The sequence below is a fragment of the Fischerella sp. genome, assembly GCF_013388695.1.
GTDB lineage: Bacteria > Cyanobacteriota > Cyanobacteriia > Cyanobacteriales > Nostocaceae > PCC9605.
Window position 1 is genome coordinate 43961 of record NZ_JACAEU010000074.1, and the last position, 16642, is coordinate 60602.

General features: G+C 43.7%; 13 protein-coding genes. 8 read left to right on the top strand and 5 right to left on the bottom strand.

Translation table 11 applies throughout. The features are described from left to right. Positions 1-25: 25 nt before the first annotated feature. Positions 26-565: a GAF domain-containing protein gene (locus HXY43_RS10110; RefSeq protein WP_290882913.1), complete on the bottom strand. Its 540-nt coding sequence runs from the start codon at positions 563-565 to the stop codon at positions 26-28. A gap of 309 nt (positions 566-874) precedes the next feature. On the opposite strand from HXY43_RS10110, the gene HXY43_RS10115 reads away from it, so the two are divergent. Continuing rightward, on the top strand, positions 875-1144 hold the full coding sequence (locus HXY43_RS10115; protein ID WP_290882916.1) for a hypothetical protein: 270 nt from the start codon (positions 875-877) through the stop codon (positions 1142-1144). Positions 1145-1522: 378 nt separating this feature from the next. After that, complete coding sequence (locus tag HXY43_RS10120; protein WP_290882919.1) at positions 1523-3634, top strand: TIGR00300 family protein; 2112 nt, start codon at positions 1523-1525, stop codon at positions 3632-3634. 124 nt (positions 3635-3758) lie between these two features. Here the strand turns inward: HXY43_RS10120 and HXY43_RS10125 are convergent, their stop codons facing one another. Continuing rightward, positions 3759-5045, bottom strand: coding sequence for an ankyrin repeat domain-containing protein (locus HXY43_RS10125; RefSeq protein WP_290882923.1), 1287 nt, complete (start codon positions 5043-5045; stop codon positions 3759-3761). Positions 5046-5477: 432 nt separating this feature from the next. Between HXY43_RS10125 and HXY43_RS10130 the strand changes: the two genes are divergently transcribed. Then, positions 5478-5948, top strand: coding sequence for a DUF4079 domain-containing protein (locus tag HXY43_RS10130; protein ID WP_290882926.1), 471 nt, complete (start codon positions 5478-5480; stop codon positions 5946-5948). A 69-nt stretch (positions 5949-6017) separates the two neighbouring features. Here the strand turns inward: HXY43_RS10130 and HXY43_RS10135 are convergent, their stop codons facing one another. Further along, positions 6018-6710 carry a DUF1997 domain-containing protein gene (locus tag HXY43_RS10135; protein ID WP_290882929.1) on the bottom strand — a complete coding sequence of 231 codons (693 nt, stop codon included), beginning with the start codon at positions 6708-6710 and terminating at the stop codon, positions 6018-6020. A 175-nt stretch (positions 6711-6885) separates the two neighbouring features. On the opposite strand from HXY43_RS10135, the gene HXY43_RS10140 reads away from it, so the two are divergent. Then, positions 6886-7545, top strand: coding sequence for an NAD(P)H-binding protein (locus tag HXY43_RS10140; protein ID WP_290882931.1), 660 nt, complete (start codon positions 6886-6888; stop codon positions 7543-7545). Positions 7546-7714: 169 nt separating this feature from the next. After that, on the top strand, positions 7715-8386 hold the full coding sequence (locus HXY43_RS10145) for a glycoside hydrolase family protein (RefSeq protein ID WP_026733344.1): 672 nt from the start codon (positions 7715-7717) through the stop codon (positions 8384-8386). Between the two features lie 214 nt (positions 8387-8600). Here HXY43_RS10145 and HXY43_RS10150 read toward each other — a convergent pair whose 3' ends face one another. Then, a complete protein-coding gene (locus HXY43_RS10150) occupies positions 8601-8876 on the bottom strand; it encodes a hypothetical protein (protein WP_290882934.1) in 276 nt (91 codons plus the stop codon). Positions 8877-9041: 165 nt separating this feature from the next. Next, positions 9042-9884, bottom strand: a complete 843-nt coding sequence (gene menH / locus HXY43_RS10155) for a 2-succinyl-6-hydroxy-2,4-cyclohexadiene-1-carboxylate synthase (protein WP_290882952.1) — start codon at positions 9882-9884, stop codon at positions 9042-9044. A gap of 890 nt (positions 9885-10774) precedes the next feature. On the opposite strand from menH, the gene HXY43_RS10160 reads away from it, so the two are divergent. The 3 genes from HXY43_RS10160 to pgm all read left to right on the top strand — a co-directional run bounded on the left by HXY43_RS10160 (position 10775) and on the right by pgm (position 16520). Beyond that, positions 10775-13216: a phosphoketolase gene (locus tag HXY43_RS10160; protein ID WP_290882936.1), complete on the top strand. Its 2442-nt coding sequence runs from the start codon at positions 10775-10777 to the stop codon at positions 13214-13216. A gap of 436 nt (positions 13217-13652) precedes the next feature. Then, positions 13653-14543: a polyphosphate kinase 2 family protein gene (locus tag HXY43_RS10165; RefSeq protein WP_290882939.1), complete on the top strand. Its 891-nt coding sequence runs from the start codon at positions 13653-13655 to the stop codon at positions 14541-14543. Positions 14544-14855: 312 nt separating this feature from the next. Next, complete coding sequence (gene pgm / locus HXY43_RS10170; protein WP_290882941.1) at positions 14856-16520, top strand: phosphoglucomutase (alpha-D-glucose-1,6-bisphosphate-dependent); 1665 nt, start codon at positions 14856-14858, stop codon at positions 16518-16520. The last annotated feature ends 122 nt before the right edge of the window (positions 16521-16642 follow it).

The window sequence follows — 16642 nt, forward strand, 5'->3', positions numbered from 1 at the left end:
CTATCCACTATCCACTATCCACTATCTAACTCTCTTGAATACAAGGTGTCGTTGCCAGAAGTTGTGCCTCTTTTTGCATCAGTTCCATATCCGATCGTGACCAAGAACGAGGTGCTTGACTGTGATGCGCTATCAACAATCCCCATAATCCCTTGGGAGTCAAGACTGGCACAACCAGATTGGCACGAACTTGCAAGCTACGGAGAAAATCTCGGTGACAAATAGCAATTGGTTCTAATTCAATATCAGGTATTGCTTTTACTCGTCCTGCCAAATACATAGCGGCATACTCATTATTAAAACAATCATCAGGGCCTGTTGAACCAAGGATGGAAAATTCACCAGCACTCAAAGCTTCAAACGTCACCTGTCCTTGCCATTGGCAGTAAAAATAATACAACACCACACGATCAACTTGAAGCGAATCTCTAAGGCGGTTCGTCGTTTGTCTAACTAATTCATCACGTTCCATTGTGGCGATCAGGCGCTCAAGTATTTTTTGCAAACCGCGATCGCGACGCACTGTGACGCTAGGGTTAAATTCTGGGTTGGAATGACTTGACACAGGTCTGCAATGACGAGTGATTGACGATTGTTCTTCCATGCTACACATGGAAGTCTATTCTGTTAACTTACCGTTATAAATCCTTTGTTTAACAAGATGACTTAAATTCTTAAGAATCTGAGAGCCAGACTAAAACTTTACACAAATTCGGCGTTTTACAGTAGGCTTTTCTGCCTTAAGAACTGAATTTTTCCCTCTCAGGCTTGATAACCAGAGTAATTATCTTCAGCAATTCTATAAAGGAGCTACTCAATCAAGCAGCAAACGACGAAAAAACTATGCGCTACTTTGCATTAGCCACTGACTACGATGGTACACTTGCTGCCTAGCGATCGCTCACCACAAGTGGCTGAAGTACTAGAATTACTGGAGCGACCAGATCAAAATGTCATCGTTAACTTACTTGGCATTGCGTTAGCTGACCGTCCTAGCTTTTTTGCCGAACTACTACCAGCATTGCAGGAATTGCGATCGCACACCGGTCGTCCGCACTGGGATACACCTTGCCAGCTTGAATTTCTTGGTGTCTTTGTGTCTTGGTGGTTCAAGAGGTGCTTTTCTTCACCACTAAGACACTAAGGGAATTTCAATATTCAAAAATAGTTAATTTTTATTAAAAAATTTTATTTTTATAGGCAAATTTTCGTAAAAACCAAGAGCTTAAAAACTAAACGTATCAAGATAAGCGTGACAAAAACCACGCATTTTTGTTTGTTGCATCAGCTATCTTGCGTAACCTTGGCCTCTTAGCAATGCAGCAACCCACTTCTGCCTTTAACTCCTGAGTTAAAAATCAGTCTTTTGACCCCTATGGGTATATAGAATAGGAGGGATGCCTTTTCATAGCCTTCAACTATCAAAAGGTGTAACTTTAGTAGCAAATTCTACAGAATAGGCTCAGCAAAAATTAGTATTCAATCATAGACTGATCGCATCTATACGCCAGTGACATTCTTTATGACTTCTCGAATTCGCTATTTAATGTGTCCGCCCGACCACTACGACGTGGACTATGTAATTAACCCCTGGATGGAGGGAAATATTCACAAGTCATCGCGCGATCGCGCCGTGGAACAGTGGCAGAAACTTTACCACATTCTCAAAGAACACGCAATTGTAGAGCTAGCGCCACCCCAACCAGGCTGGCCTGATATGGTGTTCACGGCTAATGCTGGTTTAGTTTTGGGGGATACAGTCGTTCTCAGTCGCTTTTTACACAAAGAGCGTCAAGGAGAAGAACCGTATTTTAAGCAGTGGTTTGAAGAAAACGGCTACAAAGTCTATGAACTGCCAAAGGATCTGCCGTTTGAGGGTGCAGGAGACGCACTGCTAGATCGGGAAGGACGTTGGCTATGGGCAGGATACGGCTTCCGCTCAGAATTAGATTCTCATCCCTATCTGGCAAAATGGCTGGATATCGAGGTACTATCCCTGCGGTTGATAGATGAGCGTTTCTATCACCTAGATACTTGCTTTTGTCCATTAACAGATGGCTATTTGCTTTACTATCCTGCGGCTTTTGATTCCTACTCCAACCGTTTAATTGAAATGCGAGTAGCACCAGAAAAGCGGATAGCAATTGCTGAGGCTGATGCGGTGAACTTCGCCTGCAATGCGGTGAATGTGGATCGCATTATTATCATGAACAAGGCTAGCGATGCACTGAAAGCGCGTCTGACTGAGATTGGTTTTCAAGTAATTGAAACGCCACTGACGGAATTTCTCAAAGCTGGTGGTGCGGCGAAATGTCTAACCCTGCGGGTAACAGAACCAGTCAGAGAAGAAATTCATGCGAATGTGTCGGTCGAAAGTCGGATCATTCGCATGGAAGGACACTTACTCGACGCTGGCTTAATTAACCGCGCTTTAGATTTGGTTGTAGACAACGGTGGTAGCTTCCAAGTTTTGAACTTCAACTTGGGAGAACAGCGGCAAAGTACCTCCGCAGCAGAGGTGAAAGTATCCGCACCATCCCACGAGGTGATGGAGGAAATCATCTCGCAATTAATTGATTTGGGTGCGGTAGATTTGCCGCAAGACGAACGAGATGCCAAGCTAGAACCTGTTACCATAGCTGGTGTCGCTCCTGATGATTTTTATGTGAGTACAATTTATCCCACCGAGGTGCGGGTTAATGGTGAGTGGATCAAGGTGCAAAATCAACGCATGGATGGAGCGATCGCTATTTCCCAAACTCCCCAAGGTTTGGTAGCGCGGTGTAAAATTTTGCGTGATTTAGAAGTCGGCGAGCAGGTAGTTGTCGATGTGCTGGGTATCCGCACCATCCGTAAACCAGAATCGCGGGAAAAACGCAATGCTGAAGAATTTAGCTTTATGTCAGCAGGAGTTTCCAGCGAGCGACGTGTGGAATTGGTTGTTGAGCAGGTGGCTTGGGAATTACGTAAAATCCGCGATGCAGGTGGTAAAGTAGTTGTCACTGCCGGGCCAGTGGTGATTCACACTGGCGGCGGCGAACACCTATCGCGACTAATTCGTGAAGGATACGTGCAGGCGCTGTTGGGAGGAAATGCGATCGCTGTTCACGATATTGAGCAAGCGATTATGGGCACTTCCCTCGGTGTGGATATGAAGCGGGGCGTAGCAGTACGCGGCGGACATCGCCACCACCTCAAGGTAATTAACACCGTCCGGCGTTACGGCAGCATTGCCAAAGCCGTAGAAGCTGGAGTAATTCAAAGTGGGGTGATGTATGAGTGCGTGAAAAATAACGTACCTTTCTGCCTAGCTGGTTCGATTCGTGATGACGGGCCCTTGCCTGATACCGAGATGGATTTGATTAAAGCACAAACAAGATACGCCGAACTACTCAAAGGTGCGGAGATGATTTTGATGCTGTCATCGATGCTGCACTCTATTGGTGTGGGCAATATGACGCCTGCGGGGGTAAAGATGGTGTGTGTGGATATCAACCCAGCAGTGGTGACGAAGTTAAGTGACAGGGGTTCGATAGAATCGCTTGGTGTAGTGACAGATGTAGGGTTGTTCCTGAGTTTGTTGGTACAGCAATTGGATAAATTGACGAGTCCGTACACTGTCAAGGCGGGGTAGGAAAGTAGGGATTGGGGATTGGGGATTGGGTAAAGGGTAAAGGAATTTATTAACCTTTCACCTTTCACCTTTCTCCTTTTCCCTTTCGCCCTCTTGTTTTTCCGCAGCTAAAAGTATAAAATACCTATTCCTGTGCTCCTGCCGTCTGCAACTGCCGCACCACATCTCTGTAGCCATTAAACTCTGCTAGCATCAAAGCTGTATAACCACCTTGATTTTTCAAATTTACATCCGCCCCTGCTTGCAGTAGCAATTGCACCGCTTCACCATAATCCCTTGACGCTGCCCACATCAGCGCCGTTGCTCCGGCGGAGTCTTGAAAATTCACATTTGCACCCTTAGCAACTAGTTGCTGTATCACCTTTGTACGGTTGCGTTCAGCTGCTTTGAGTAACGCTGTTTTGCCATCATCTCCTTGGCTATTGGCATTAGCGCCCGATTCTAGCAAAACTTTCACAGTTTCGGCGTTGCCTTGCGTTGCTGCGAGTGTTAAAGGCACTTCACCAAAATTTCTCGCATTCACATCTGCCCCATACCGCAGCAGGATTTCAACAATTTGGCTGTGTCCCTGCAACGCAGCTACGAGTAACGGTGTATCGCCAAGGTTATTTCTAATTTGTACATTTGCACCTCGATTCAGTAATTCTTCGACCACATCGGCATAACCTTCAACAACTGCAAGGTGCAGGGCTGTTTCACCATCTTTGTCTTGAACATTCACATCAGCACCCCCATCCAATAAAGCGGCAACGATCGCCTTATGTCCTGCCGCTGCCGCTGCTAATAGCGCCGTACTGCGATCGCGGTTTTGCAGTTTCACATCCGCCCCTGCCGCTAAAAGTGCTTGCACAACTTGTAAATGTCCCAAGTCTGCCGCCAGCATCAACGGAGTTTCACCTTCTTCATCCTGGGCATTAATATTTGCACCTTGCCCTTGCAGGATTGCTTGCACAACGGCGGTGTTACCGCGCTTAATGGCTAATTTCAAGGCAGTATCATCATCTTTATCTTTGACATTGGCGTTTGCACCAGCAGCTAGTAAGACTTGCACCACCTCAACATGACCTTTGAGTGCTGCTGCCATCAAAGCAGTGCTGCCATCTTCATTGCTGGCATTTACATCCGCACCACCTGATACTAAAAGTCGCACAATGTCAAGATTTTTGGCACTCGCAGCTAACATCAAAGCTGTCAAACCATAGCGTTTTCTGCGTAAATTGATATTTGCCCCGGCATTGATCAGCGATCGCGCAATTTCCGTATAGCCAAAATTGGCAGCAAACATTAACGCTGTTGTGCCATCGCGATCGCTTACATCAGGTGTTGCACCCAAAGCCAACAGCGCTTGTACCCGTTTGATATCACCAGTTTTAGCTGCCTTTAGCAGCAAGACATCGTTATTGTGAGTCATTAGTTATTTGTGTTTACATTCCGCAGCGCTATTAGTCTCACAAATTAGAGTACAAGATATTAGACCTCTTGCAAAAGGTACTACCGCTGTGCGGAAGTCAAAAGTCAAAAAGCTTGTTATCTAGGCTTTTCGTTGATTTAGAATGGTAGCTTTATTTCCGCCATCATGTAGTACTTTGCAAGAGATGGGGAATAAAAAAATGCAAAAAACAATAAATTTTCTAATCTAAATTTTTACGGACTGTAAATTATTCAACCTCTTTCCAGAGGTAGAAGCTTATTTACATCCAAGACATGAAAAGTTAGAAAAGGTCAGTCCAATTCGGAATTGGGTATTTGGAATTTCCTAGAATTTCGGTCGTATCCCCATCTCCCCATTCCCAATTAGCGTTATGCTAATTTTTATGAAGATTTAAGAATAGGGGCAAAGATAATGAATCTGGAACTGTCACCATCGGTAAAATATTGGTCGCAATTCTTCCACCCAATCATGATGTGGGCGCTACTGTTAGTATCGATATATGCTGCATACCTGGGGCTACAAGTGCAGCGTACTAGAAATGCTCAAGGCGAACAAAAGAAAGAACTGATTAAAGGTAAATATAACGTCAGACACTACCAAATCGGTTCTATACTATTGGCGTTCATGGTGCTAGGCTCTGTTGGTGGGATGGCTGTCACCTATATTAATAATGGTAAGTTGTTTGTGGGGCCGCACCTGCTAGCAGGTCTTGGCATGACAAGTATAATTGCCTTTTCTGCTGCCTTGTCTCCTTACATGCAAAAAGGGGCGAATTGGGCGCGTGTCACACATATTTTGTTGAATTTTACCCTTTTAGGGCTTTTTACTTGGCAAGCTATCACTGGCGTGCAAATTGTGCAAAAAATTATCAGTAATGCATAGTTATTAGTCATTGGTCATTAGTCATTAACATTACAAATGACAAAGGACAAATGACTATTGACCCTTGACTCATTTCTTTTTCTTAACATTAGCTGGCAATGGTATGCCCAAAGATTGATGAAAATCTTCTTGGACTTTGCGGGTTAAGCGGCGGGAGACTTGACGGACTATTTGGTTAAGTAAGCGATCGCCCGTAGATTGAATTAAAGACTTGGGTAATCGCTGAATAAATTTAGGAAAGTGAATGTCAACTGTTAAATCCAGTTCCCACTCAACTCGCGTCATCTCACCCAAATGAGCAGCGGCTTGGTATTCCTGGGTTTCAATCAATTGTAGCGATGCCCGGTAGTCTACATCATAACCAGGAGGTTGATAACCAGGAATAGGGATAGTACGAATGCGATAAATACTGTTCTCAGGACAGAGAAGTTCTAAGCCAATTTTTGGTTCTACTTCGTAACCAAAACTGCCAAAGCGACCAATTACTAAAGCATAGCCATTTTTTCCTAGTGGTTCCACCTTCATGGGTTCGGCACAGCGGTAAAACCAACTAGCATGATTGTTGAGATACTCAGCAACACTCTGGACAGGAGCATACATTTCCATACAGTCCTGATACCGACCGTAAAATGTTGTGGGAGTCCCTACAGTTGTCTCTGGGCGTACTTCTTCAGTTTCTGCGATCGTTGAGGCCACAGACAAAACCACTTCTGTTGTTTCAAATGATTCAAAGGATTGATATTCTGAGTTTTTTGAAATCATAAGATTCATTTATACTTTTGATGATTGTCTCAATTAATCTTTCCCGTCTTGGGTGCAACGTTTCGCACTAAAAGTACATTTTGACCGAAAACTTAAAAACACATCATACATTTCATCGAATCTCTACAATAGAGACAGAAAAAGGACATACTAGTTTCCCAGGATAGCGTTGATCATGAAAGCTTTTGTAGCAGGAGCAACAGGAGAAACAGGTCGCCGGATCGTACAAGAACTGATAGCGCGGAATATTCCCGTTCGTGCCTTGGTGCGCGACGTCGAGAAAGCGAGAAGTATTCTGCCTGCTGACGCCGAATTAGTGCAGGGTGATGTGTTAGACCAACAAAGCCTAGCTACTGCTTTGGGAGACAGTACGGTACTCCTATGTGCTACGGGAGCAAAACCCAGCTTTGATCCCACAGGCCCTTATAAAGTGGATTATGAAGGAACTAAAAATTTAGTTAATGCTGCTAAGAGTAGGGGGATAGAGCATTTCGTCTTGGTTTCTTCTTTGGCTGCTTCCCAATTTTTCCATCCTCTGAATTTATTCTGGTTGATTTTATACTGGAAAAAACAAGCTGAGGAATACCTGCAAAAAAGCGGTTTAACTTATACAATTGTCAGACCGGGTGGCTTGAGGAATGAAGATAACCCTGACTCAATCGTGATGCAAAACGCTGATACGTTGTTTGAAGGCAGTATTCCTCGCCAAAAAGTTGCTCAAGTTTGTGTTGAAGCACTATTTGAGCCAGCAGCACAGAATAAAATTGTAGAGATTGTGGCAAAACCAGATGCCCCTGCGAAAAACTTTGGTGAGTTGTTTGCAAGCGTCACTTGAGTATAACAGGAGTATTGATTAACGATTATCTTTGCCCGATGCCTCTTGCCCGATGCCCCTTGCCCCAGTCCCTAATCCCCGATCCCCTTTGCTATGTCCCCAAGTGAGAACTTTCCAGAAACGAGTACGTCAATAATGATTGTTATATTTTGGATGGGCATAGCAGGCAATTTTAAGGAGTCGGACTCTGAAAGGCTGGGAATTTAAAGGGATTGAAAAATTTATCGGGCCACTAGCCGCTTTATTGGCATTTGTGTATTTATTTCAGTGGTATATCATTGGTGATTTGCGATCGCGTCCCGATCCTGTGTTTAAAAACAGACAACCACCGTTGGTCATGAAAGGTGGCGATCCCTACATCCGCGCTTTAATGCGAACTATCTCAGCCAGTGAAGCCAGTAGTAACCGTCCCTATTCAATTTTGTATGGCGGACAGCATGTTAAAGACCTCAGCCGTCATCCACAGATATGTGTCACAATTGTGACTGGCCCTAATCAGGGTAATTGTTCTACAGCTGCTGGTAGATATCAAATCATCAATACAACTTGGTATACGATCGCGCCTAGATATCACCCAAAACCGAAGCGGTTAATGTTTTGGAATTCTTATAGTTTTGAACCAGAGTATCAAGACGCAGTGGTGCATAGTTGGTTAAGTGATTCCGAATTTTGGGGAATTAATATTTCTCAGCTACTGCGTCAGGGAAAGTTAGATGAAGTGTTGCGGCGACTGTCATCAACATGGACAAGTTTAGGCTATGGTATTGAAACTAATTCTGTAAGTCCCTATTTACCACAGATTTACCAAAAAATGTTAAAGGAAGAATTAAAAGCAACTTAAAAATTAAAAATAAATATACAGTATACGGCAGTTATAATCAGAACTTGTTATAAGGCAATACGCTTGGTGATAAGATAATTTACCCATCTATAAAATTTGTAGAGACGTTGCAATGCAACGTCTCTACACCTAGAGAACTAGCACAGACAACCCTTAACTGAACGGTATTGTGTTATAAGGTACTTGAGCGAAGGTATAACACACCTTTATTTATTTAAAAGTAATTCTTAGATTCATGCCATAGGGTAATTCCAAGTTCTTCGCACCAACATACCCTGTCATAAATTTGGCGATCGCGATTGGCTATCCAATCATAAATTTTTTTTGCCTTTGCTAGTGCTTGTTTTTTATTGCGGTAGAGTCGAGGACTAGGACGCAAGACTTCTCCATTAATGTGTATTGCTACTATCAGCCAATAGTCGCTACCTTCGCCTTCTGGGATAATTTCTAAAAACCCGCCACTGTAGGCTTCACTAATTCCTAAGCTCATTTGTCAAACTAAATTAAAGACTTTAAAAACATAAGCTCTTGGATAAAAATCTACTCTTAGAGGTTGGGAATAGCAATGCGTAGTGGAGGGATAGAAAATGGTAAATGAGGGAAAAATACTTTACATTTTTTTATATAGTTATTTTTACTTATGTCCATTGACTGATTAGATAAATTTAATTCCTCCATCTAGCTCTGATTCGTTAAAAAAATTACTAATGTTTTCCACAAATGCTTTTGTATTTTCAAAGTGAATATTATGTCCAGCATTACTAATTACTCTTAGATCACAAAATTGACATATATTCGCCATTTTTTCATTAATATCGAAAAATTTTTTATCATATTCACCAGCTAATAACAGCAATGGATTGATATTATATTTGAGTTTTTCCCACAAAGAAGGCTGGCAACCAGTGCCCATAAACCGCAGGGATTTAGCTAATTCTGTAGGATTATTCTGTAATCTAATTTCTATCAAATTCTGAAATCGCGGATGATTTTTGATATTGCCAAAAATAGGCTGACTATACCAATTTGATAAAAAAGCGATAAAATCACTTTGTTCAATGCATCTTTCTAATGTTTTAGCTATTTGCCCATCACGCTTAGCTCGGTCTTGCTGTTCCGCAACTGTTGGCAAACCAGGAGAAGCTGATTCCAGAACAACTTTGGAGAACCTGTGGGGAAAATTTAGGGTGAGATATAAACCTAACCTACCTCCCATAGAATAACCTACTAAAAAACATTTGGTAATTTGCAAATTATCTAAAAAGTTGATTAAAGCTTGAGCAGTTTGTGTCATGCTATAGCAGTTGTCTGCACCCAAAACTTTAGTGTTACCATGCCCAGGCAAATCTATTGTTAGACAATAGAAATCTTTTTCTAATAATTTTATGGCTTCATCGAATTCATGATAATTTCCCATAAAACCGTGTATAAAAAGAAGTAGGGATTTATTTGCATTACCACTGAAAGAATAATAAAATGCATAATTTGCAATTGTCATGACATTAGTCATAATCAATATAGGAACAATAAGATTATTGCTTGTAATGAAGATTTATTAAAATTCTACACTCTGAAAAATCTAATTTTTTTATAAATGCTTAAGGTTAAGAAAAGGTTATTGCATAAAAAGTCTATTGACAAGAAAAATATATCGCAATTTTTAATCATTCAAGACAGCGATCGCTGTTCAGTAAGAGTAACAAAATCTAGTGTCAATCAAGTAGACTTTTTCATTAACCATCATAAACTGTCAGGAATACGAAAAGCATGAGAAATCTAAATTTATTGGCTCTATTTACTGCCTTCTTCTCTCTTTTCTCTTTATTTAGTCGTTTATCTGCCTTAACTGACTTTCTTAACTGGCTTATCTGCTATGGAAACTGTTATAAGAAAAGTAGAGTATTTATAATAAGCTTTGTTGTAGAAGTAGCAAATTCATACTGATATCCAAAATTTTGAGTACAGTTACTTGCTGAGAATTTCGACAATCTCATGCGGTCAGCTTTTTGTCAACGTTTAAGTTCTTATGGTAAAGATAAGATTACTTGACCGTATCGGTTGCTGTTGTTAGCCTTAACTATCGATTCCAAAGATTGAAGCAAGCAGTTGAATAAGCCGTAGTTATCACCTTTTAATATGCAATCAGTTTCGTTTGTTTGGCGATGATTTATTATTAATCTGTAGTTTCAGCTTTCTTTTCGTAGTGCAACAGCAACAGGTATTGCTAACAGCAATGCCACAGGTTTGTTGCTGACACAAATCCTTTCAGGAAAAATCTACCTGCTGATTGCTTCTTTTCCACTAAGTGGACGCAAGAATGAACTTCAATATTTGTGAGGCGATCGCAATAGCCAGAAGAACAGTTTTGAGACAATTATAGGTGCAAGCATGGTAGCAACACCCCCAAAATCAACCGCTGACGACATTACTTCTATTAGCTGTTTTGGCCCGGCACGTTCAACAGTTGAGGGTGCGCCCCTTAGCTCTGACGAACTCCGCAAAATGCATGCCTTCTGGCGTGCTGCCAATTACTTGGCCATTGGCATGATTTACCTGCGGGATAACCCACTGCTGAAAGAACCTCTCAAGCCTGAGCATATCAAGCACCGCTTGTTGGGACACTGGGGTTCTAGCCCTGGCATCAGTTTTCTTTATACACACCTCAACCGCGTCATCAAGAAATTTGACCAGGACATGTTATACATCGTGGGGCCTGGTCACGGTGCGCCCGGATTCTTGGGTCCCTGCTACTTAGAGGGGAGCTATTCTAACTACTTCTCTGACTGTAGCGAAGACGAAGAGGGGATGAAGCAGTTCTTTAAGCAATTCTCCTTCCCTGGTGGGATTGGTAGCCACTGCACCCCTGAAACCCCTGGCTCCATTCACGAAGGCGGTGAACTGGGTTACAGCATATCCCACGCTTATGGTGCAGCATTTGACAATCCCAACCTGATTGTTGTGGCATTGGCTGGGGATGGAGAAGCAGAAACCGGAGCTTTAGCAACCTCCTGGCATTCTAACAAGTTCCTCAACCCCATTCGCGATGGTGCAGTGCTGCCGATTTTGCACTTGAATGGTTACAAAATTAATAACCCCACCGTTTTGTCTCGCATTAGCCACGAAGAACTCGAAGGCCTGTTCAAAGGCTATGGCTACACACCCTACTTCGTGGAAGGTTCTGACCCCGAGAGTATGCATCAAGCAATGGCGGCAACATTAGATCATTGCATATCAGAAATTCACAAAATCCAACAGGAAGTTCGCAGCAGTGGCGTTCCTACCCGTTTCCGCTGGCCGATGATTGTCATGCGTACTCCTAAGGGCTGGACTGGCCCCCAAGAGGTGGATGGACACAAAGTCGAAGGCTTTTGGCGTGCTCACCAAGTACCGATGGGAGGAATGCATTCTAATCTAGAGCATTTGAGACTGCTGGAAGAATGGATGCGAAGCTACAAGCCAGAAGAACTCTTTGATGCCAATGGTACGATACTACCAGAAATTCAGGATATGGCACCTGCTGGCTCAAAACGTTTGGGATCTACCCCCTACGCTAATGGTGGTGTGTTGCGCCGCGAACTGAAAATGCCTGATTTCCGCAAGTACGGCATTGAGGTTGAAAAGCCTGGACAAATCGAGGTGGAAAATACCAAACCTCTGGGCGTTTTCTTGCGTGATGTGATGCGGAACAATATGAACAGTTTCCGCGTGTTTGGCCCTGACGAAAACACTTCCAACAAGCTCAATGCAATTTACGAAGCCAGTAAAAAGTTCTGGATTGCTGGATACTTACCGGAAGATGCTGACGGTGGCGAACTGTCTCCCGACGGTCGCGTGTTAGAGATACTGAGCGAGCACACATTAGAAGGTTGGCTGGAAGGCTACTTGCTCACGGGTCGTCATGGCTTCTTCTCTACCTATGAGGCCTTTGCTCATGTGATTGACTCAATGGTGGGTCAACACGCCAAGTGGCTGGAAATTTGCAACCATATTAGCTGGCGAGCAAAAGTTTCTTCGCTCAACATCCTCATTACTTCTACCGTTTGGCGACAAGACCACAACGGTTTCACTCACCAAGACCCGGGCTTTTTAGATGTGATGCTGAACAAAAGTCCGGAAGTGGTTCGCATCTATCTTCCCCCTGATGTCAACTCACTGCTGTCAGTCGTTGACCACTGCTTGCGGAGTGAGAATTATGTCAACGTGATTGTGTCTGACAAGCAACTGCACTTGCAGTATCACGATATGGAAGCAGCTATCCGCAATTGCACCAAGGGTATAGATATCTGGGAGTGGGCCAGCACGGATGCTGGTGAAGAACCAGATGTGGTGCTGGCGTGTGCAGGTGACATTCCCACCCTAGAAGCACTGGCAGCATCGGTATTTCTGAGAGAGAATTTTCCGGAGTTGAAAATTCGGTTTATCAACGTGATTGACTTATTCAGGTTGCAACCCGATACCGAGCATCCGCACGGTTTGAGCGATCGCGATTTTGACAGCCTCTTCACTCTCGATAAGCCAGTCATCTTCAACTTCCACGGCTACCCCTGGTTGATTCACCGCCTCGCTTACCGCCGCACCAATCATAACAACATCCACGTGCGCGGTTACAAAGAAAAGGGCAACATCAATACACCTTTAGAGCTTGCCATCCAAAACCAAATCGATCGCTTTAGCATTGCGATCGACGTAATTGATCGAGTCCCCAAACTCAAAGTAGCAGGTGCTCACGTCAAAGAAATGCTCAAAGATGAGCAAATCTCTTGTCGTCATTACGCCTACGAACACGGGATTGATAAGCCCGAAATCGTTAATTGGAAGTGGCCTTACTAGAACACCAATTGATACCAAGTTGCGTTCAGATATAGCAATAGTAATTCGTGCCCTCTCCCCTTCCCCTCTCCCAAATTGGGAGAGGGGCTGGGGGTGAGGGAAGTACTATCTTTGACTGCAACTTAGTATGAGTAATCTTCAAATTGGAAGAGAAGGAGGACAAGGAGGGATGGGGTATAGACGCCCTCCAGGCGGCTTCGGTGTAGGGTAGGGGAGAGTCCAGTTTTATATTCTCCCCAACTCCCCATCTCCCACTCTCCCTTGTCTTACCGCACCAAGGGGCGATCGCTCTCAACCTTCGACGCTAAAAGTTACCGCTGCTTAGTATTTCACCAGACAAAATTTGCTAGATAGACTAATAGAGAGGTGGGGAGATAAAAGAATTAAACTCTTTCATCCCATCACTCCATCTACTCGAAAGGTAGTATTTGACCTTATGGCTTACGAAGACTTCGTTAGTCGCTTGAATCCTGAATCCATGATTGTCCGGCCTGGTTCAAAGATAAAGATCAAAGACTTTGATCCAGGCTATAAAGGGGATTTTCAAAAAGGTGAAGCCCTGGAGATATTGCAATTGGGGATCAAGGAGTTAGCGAAGTATCAGGATATGCTGTACGCCCAGGATACCTATGCTTTGCTGATTATCCTTCAAGCATTAGATGCCGCAGGTAAAGATAGCACGATTAAACACGTGATGTCAGGGATAAATCCCCAAGGCTGCCAGGTGTTTAGTTTCAAAGCTCCTTCAGCAGAGGAACTCGATCACGACTATTTGTGGCGATCTTACAAAGCTTTACCAGAAAGAGGACGTATTGGAATTTTCAATCGTTCTTACTATGAAGAAGTACTGGTGGTGCGCGTACATCCAGAACTCCTGGCCAAGCAGCAGCTGCCTGCCGATAAAAAAAACAAATATATTTGGAAGCAACGGTTTGAAGAAATTAACAACTTTGAAAAATATCTCGTTAACAATGGCATTGTAGTGCTGAAATTTTTCCTCAATGTCTCGAAAGAGGAGCAAAAAAGGCGCTTTTTGAAGCGAATTGAGCTTCCAGAAAAAAATTGGAAATTTTCAACTAGTGATGCTAGAGAACGGCAATTCTGGGATGACTATATGGAAGCATACGAAGACGTCTTCAACTATACCAGTACAGAATTGGCTCCCTGGCATATCATCCCGGCAGATCATAAATGGTTTACACGCACAGCTGTAGCTTATTTTATTTACGAGAAGATGAAATCCCTAAATCTGGCATATCCCAAGGTCAGTGAAGAACATTACGCAGAACTTTTAAAAGCTAAGGAGATGCTGGAAACAGAATACTGACAGACTTCGTTCCTTGTCTTTGGTAATAAATGCAACAATGAAGGCTTTGCCTGTCACTAGAGGTAGAACCTTCAAAAATCGGATCTGGGCTGGGTGCTGCCTATCAACTCGCCCAAGTATAAAGGAAAGGGGCATGGGACATAGTTAACAACCACTAACCACTAACTACTAACCACTAACTACTAACCACTAACTACTAACCACTAACTAATAAAACCATCAACCACCAACCACCAACTAACCACTAACCACTAACAACATTTCACGGTATTCTGATCGTAGCCAAACCGTAGTAGCATATGGAGAGAGCAAATGCAGACAACAGCGGCAGAGCAAATCAACCCCCTGGCTGGCAAACCTGCTCCGGCCGACATTTTGATTGATGTCGATCGGCTTTTGGATCAGTACTATACGGTTCATCCCGATCCTGAGAATCCGCTACAACGTGTTAGTTTTGGTACATCAGGACATCGTGGTTCTTCTGCCAATGGCACATTCAATGAAGACCATATCTTAGCAGTATCTCAGGCAGTTGCTGAGTATCGCAAGAGCCAAGGCATTAACGGCCCGCTATACATGGGTATGGATACGCACGCCCTCTCGGCTCCTGCTCAAAAGTCTGCGTTAGAAGTGCTGGCCGCAAATGGCGTAGAGGTTTACATTGCCGCAGGTGAAGGTTATGCTCAATACACCCCAACACCAGCGGTTTCCCATGCTATCCTCACCTACAACAAAGGTAAAACAAGCGGTTTAGCAGATGGTATCGTCATCACGCCCTCCCATAACCCACCGAGTGATGGTGGTTTTAAATATAATCCTCCTTCCGGTGGGCCAGCAGAACCAGAGATTACCAAATGGATTCAAACCCGCGCTAACGAGTTGATGGCAAATAAAAACCGGGATGTCAAACGCATTCCCTATGAATCTGCTTTGAAGGCAGCCACAACTCACTTTTTTGATTTCATTACTCCCTACGTTAACGACCTGGAAAATATTGTAGATATTGAGGCGATCCGCTCGTCTGGTATCCGCATTGGTGTCGATCCCTTGGGTGGCTCGAATATCGCCTATTGGGAACCGATCGCCCAACGCTATGCCTTGAACATTACTGTGGTCAACAAGACTGTTGATCCGACATTCCGTTTCATGACCTTAGACTGGGATGGCAAAATTCGCATGGATTGCTCATCTCCTTACGCAATGGCCAGCCTAGTCAAAATTAAGGATGACTACAGTATTGCTTTTGGCAATGATACAGACTCGGATCGCCACGGTATTGTCACCTCCAGTGTAGGGTTGATGAACCCGAACCATTTCTTGTCTGTTGCCATTTGGTATCTATTTAGCAATCGCAGTGGATGGTCGCCAAAAAGTGCGATCGGCAAAACTTTGGTCAGCAGCAGTATGATTGACCGAGTCGCCAAAGAGATTGGACGGCAGGTTTGCGAAGTTCCCGTCGGCTTTAAGTGGTTTGTCGAGGGTCTGCTCGATGGCTCCTTTGGCTTTGGTGGTGAAGAAAGTGCCGGAGCTTCCTTCCTGCGTAAGAACGGAACCGTCTGGACAACAGACAAAGATGGTATAATTATGGACTTACTTGCAGCCGAAATTACAGCACGCACGGGTAAAGATCCTGGTTTGCACTATCAAGATTTAACAGCAAAACTTGGCAAACCATTCTATAAACGCATTGATTCTCCTGCTTCACCAGAACAAAAGGCGCGTCTAGGCAAACTATCCCCAGAAGATGTGAAAGCAGCAACACTTGCTGGCGATCCCATCACTGCTAAGTTAACCAACGCCCCTGGCAATAATGCGCCGATTGGTGGACTGAAGGTAACAACCGAAAACGGCTGGTTCGCGGCGCGTCCCTCTGGTACAGAGAATGTGTGCAAAGTCTATGCCGAGAGCTTTAAGAGCCAAGAACACCTAGAGGAAATTTTGCAAGAAGCGACACAAATTGTTGCCAATGTAGTTTAGTTCTGGCGTTGCTGAATTTGGTCATGAATTATGTGTGCATACATTTTTGTAGTTCGATGCCAAATCATTGTAGAGACGTAGCAATGCTACGTCTCTACATACCCGTGAATTGTAAATTCATA

Bases quoted from the DNA above. Each gene is read 5' to 3' on its own strand.
- HXY43_RS10160 (WP_290882936.1), top strand. From the start codon at position 10,775: ATGGTAGCAACACCCCCAAAATCAACCGCTGACGACATTACTTCTATT.
- HXY43_RS10150 (WP_290882934.1), bottom strand. From the start codon at position 8,876: ATGAGCTTAGGAATTAGTGAAGCCTACAGTGGCGGGTTTTTAGAAATT.
- HXY43_RS10120 (WP_290882919.1), top strand. From the start codon at position 1,523: ATGACTTCTCGAATTCGCTATTTAATGTGTCCGCCCGACCACTACGAC.
- HXY43_RS10165 (WP_290882939.1), top strand. From the start codon at position 13,653: ATGGCTTACGAAGACTTCGTTAGTCGCTTGAATCCTGAATCCATGATT.
- menH (WP_290882952.1), bottom strand. From the start codon at position 9,884: ATGACAATTGCAAATTATGCATTTTATTATTCTTTCAGTGGTAATGCA.
- pgm (WP_290882941.1), top strand. From the start codon at position 14,856: ATGCAGACAACAGCGGCAGAGCAAATCAACCCCCTGGCTGGCAAACCT.
- HXY43_RS10140 (WP_290882931.1), top strand. From the start codon at position 6,886: ATGAAAGCTTTTGTAGCAGGAGCAACAGGAGAAACAGGTCGCCGGATC.
- HXY43_RS10130 (WP_290882926.1), top strand. From the start codon at position 5,478: ATGAATCTGGAACTGTCACCATCGGTAAAATATTGGTCGCAATTCTTC.
- HXY43_RS10115 (WP_290882916.1), top strand. From the start codon at position 875: ATGGTACACTTGCTGCCTAGCGATCGCTCACCACAAGTGGCTGAAGTA.
- HXY43_RS10125 (WP_290882923.1), bottom strand. From the start codon at position 5,045: ATGACTCACAATAACGATGTCTTGCTGCTAAAGGCAGCTAAAACTGGT.
- HXY43_RS10135 (WP_290882929.1), bottom strand. From the start codon at position 6,710: ATGATTTCAAAAAACTCAGAATATCAATCCTTTGAATCATTTGAAACA.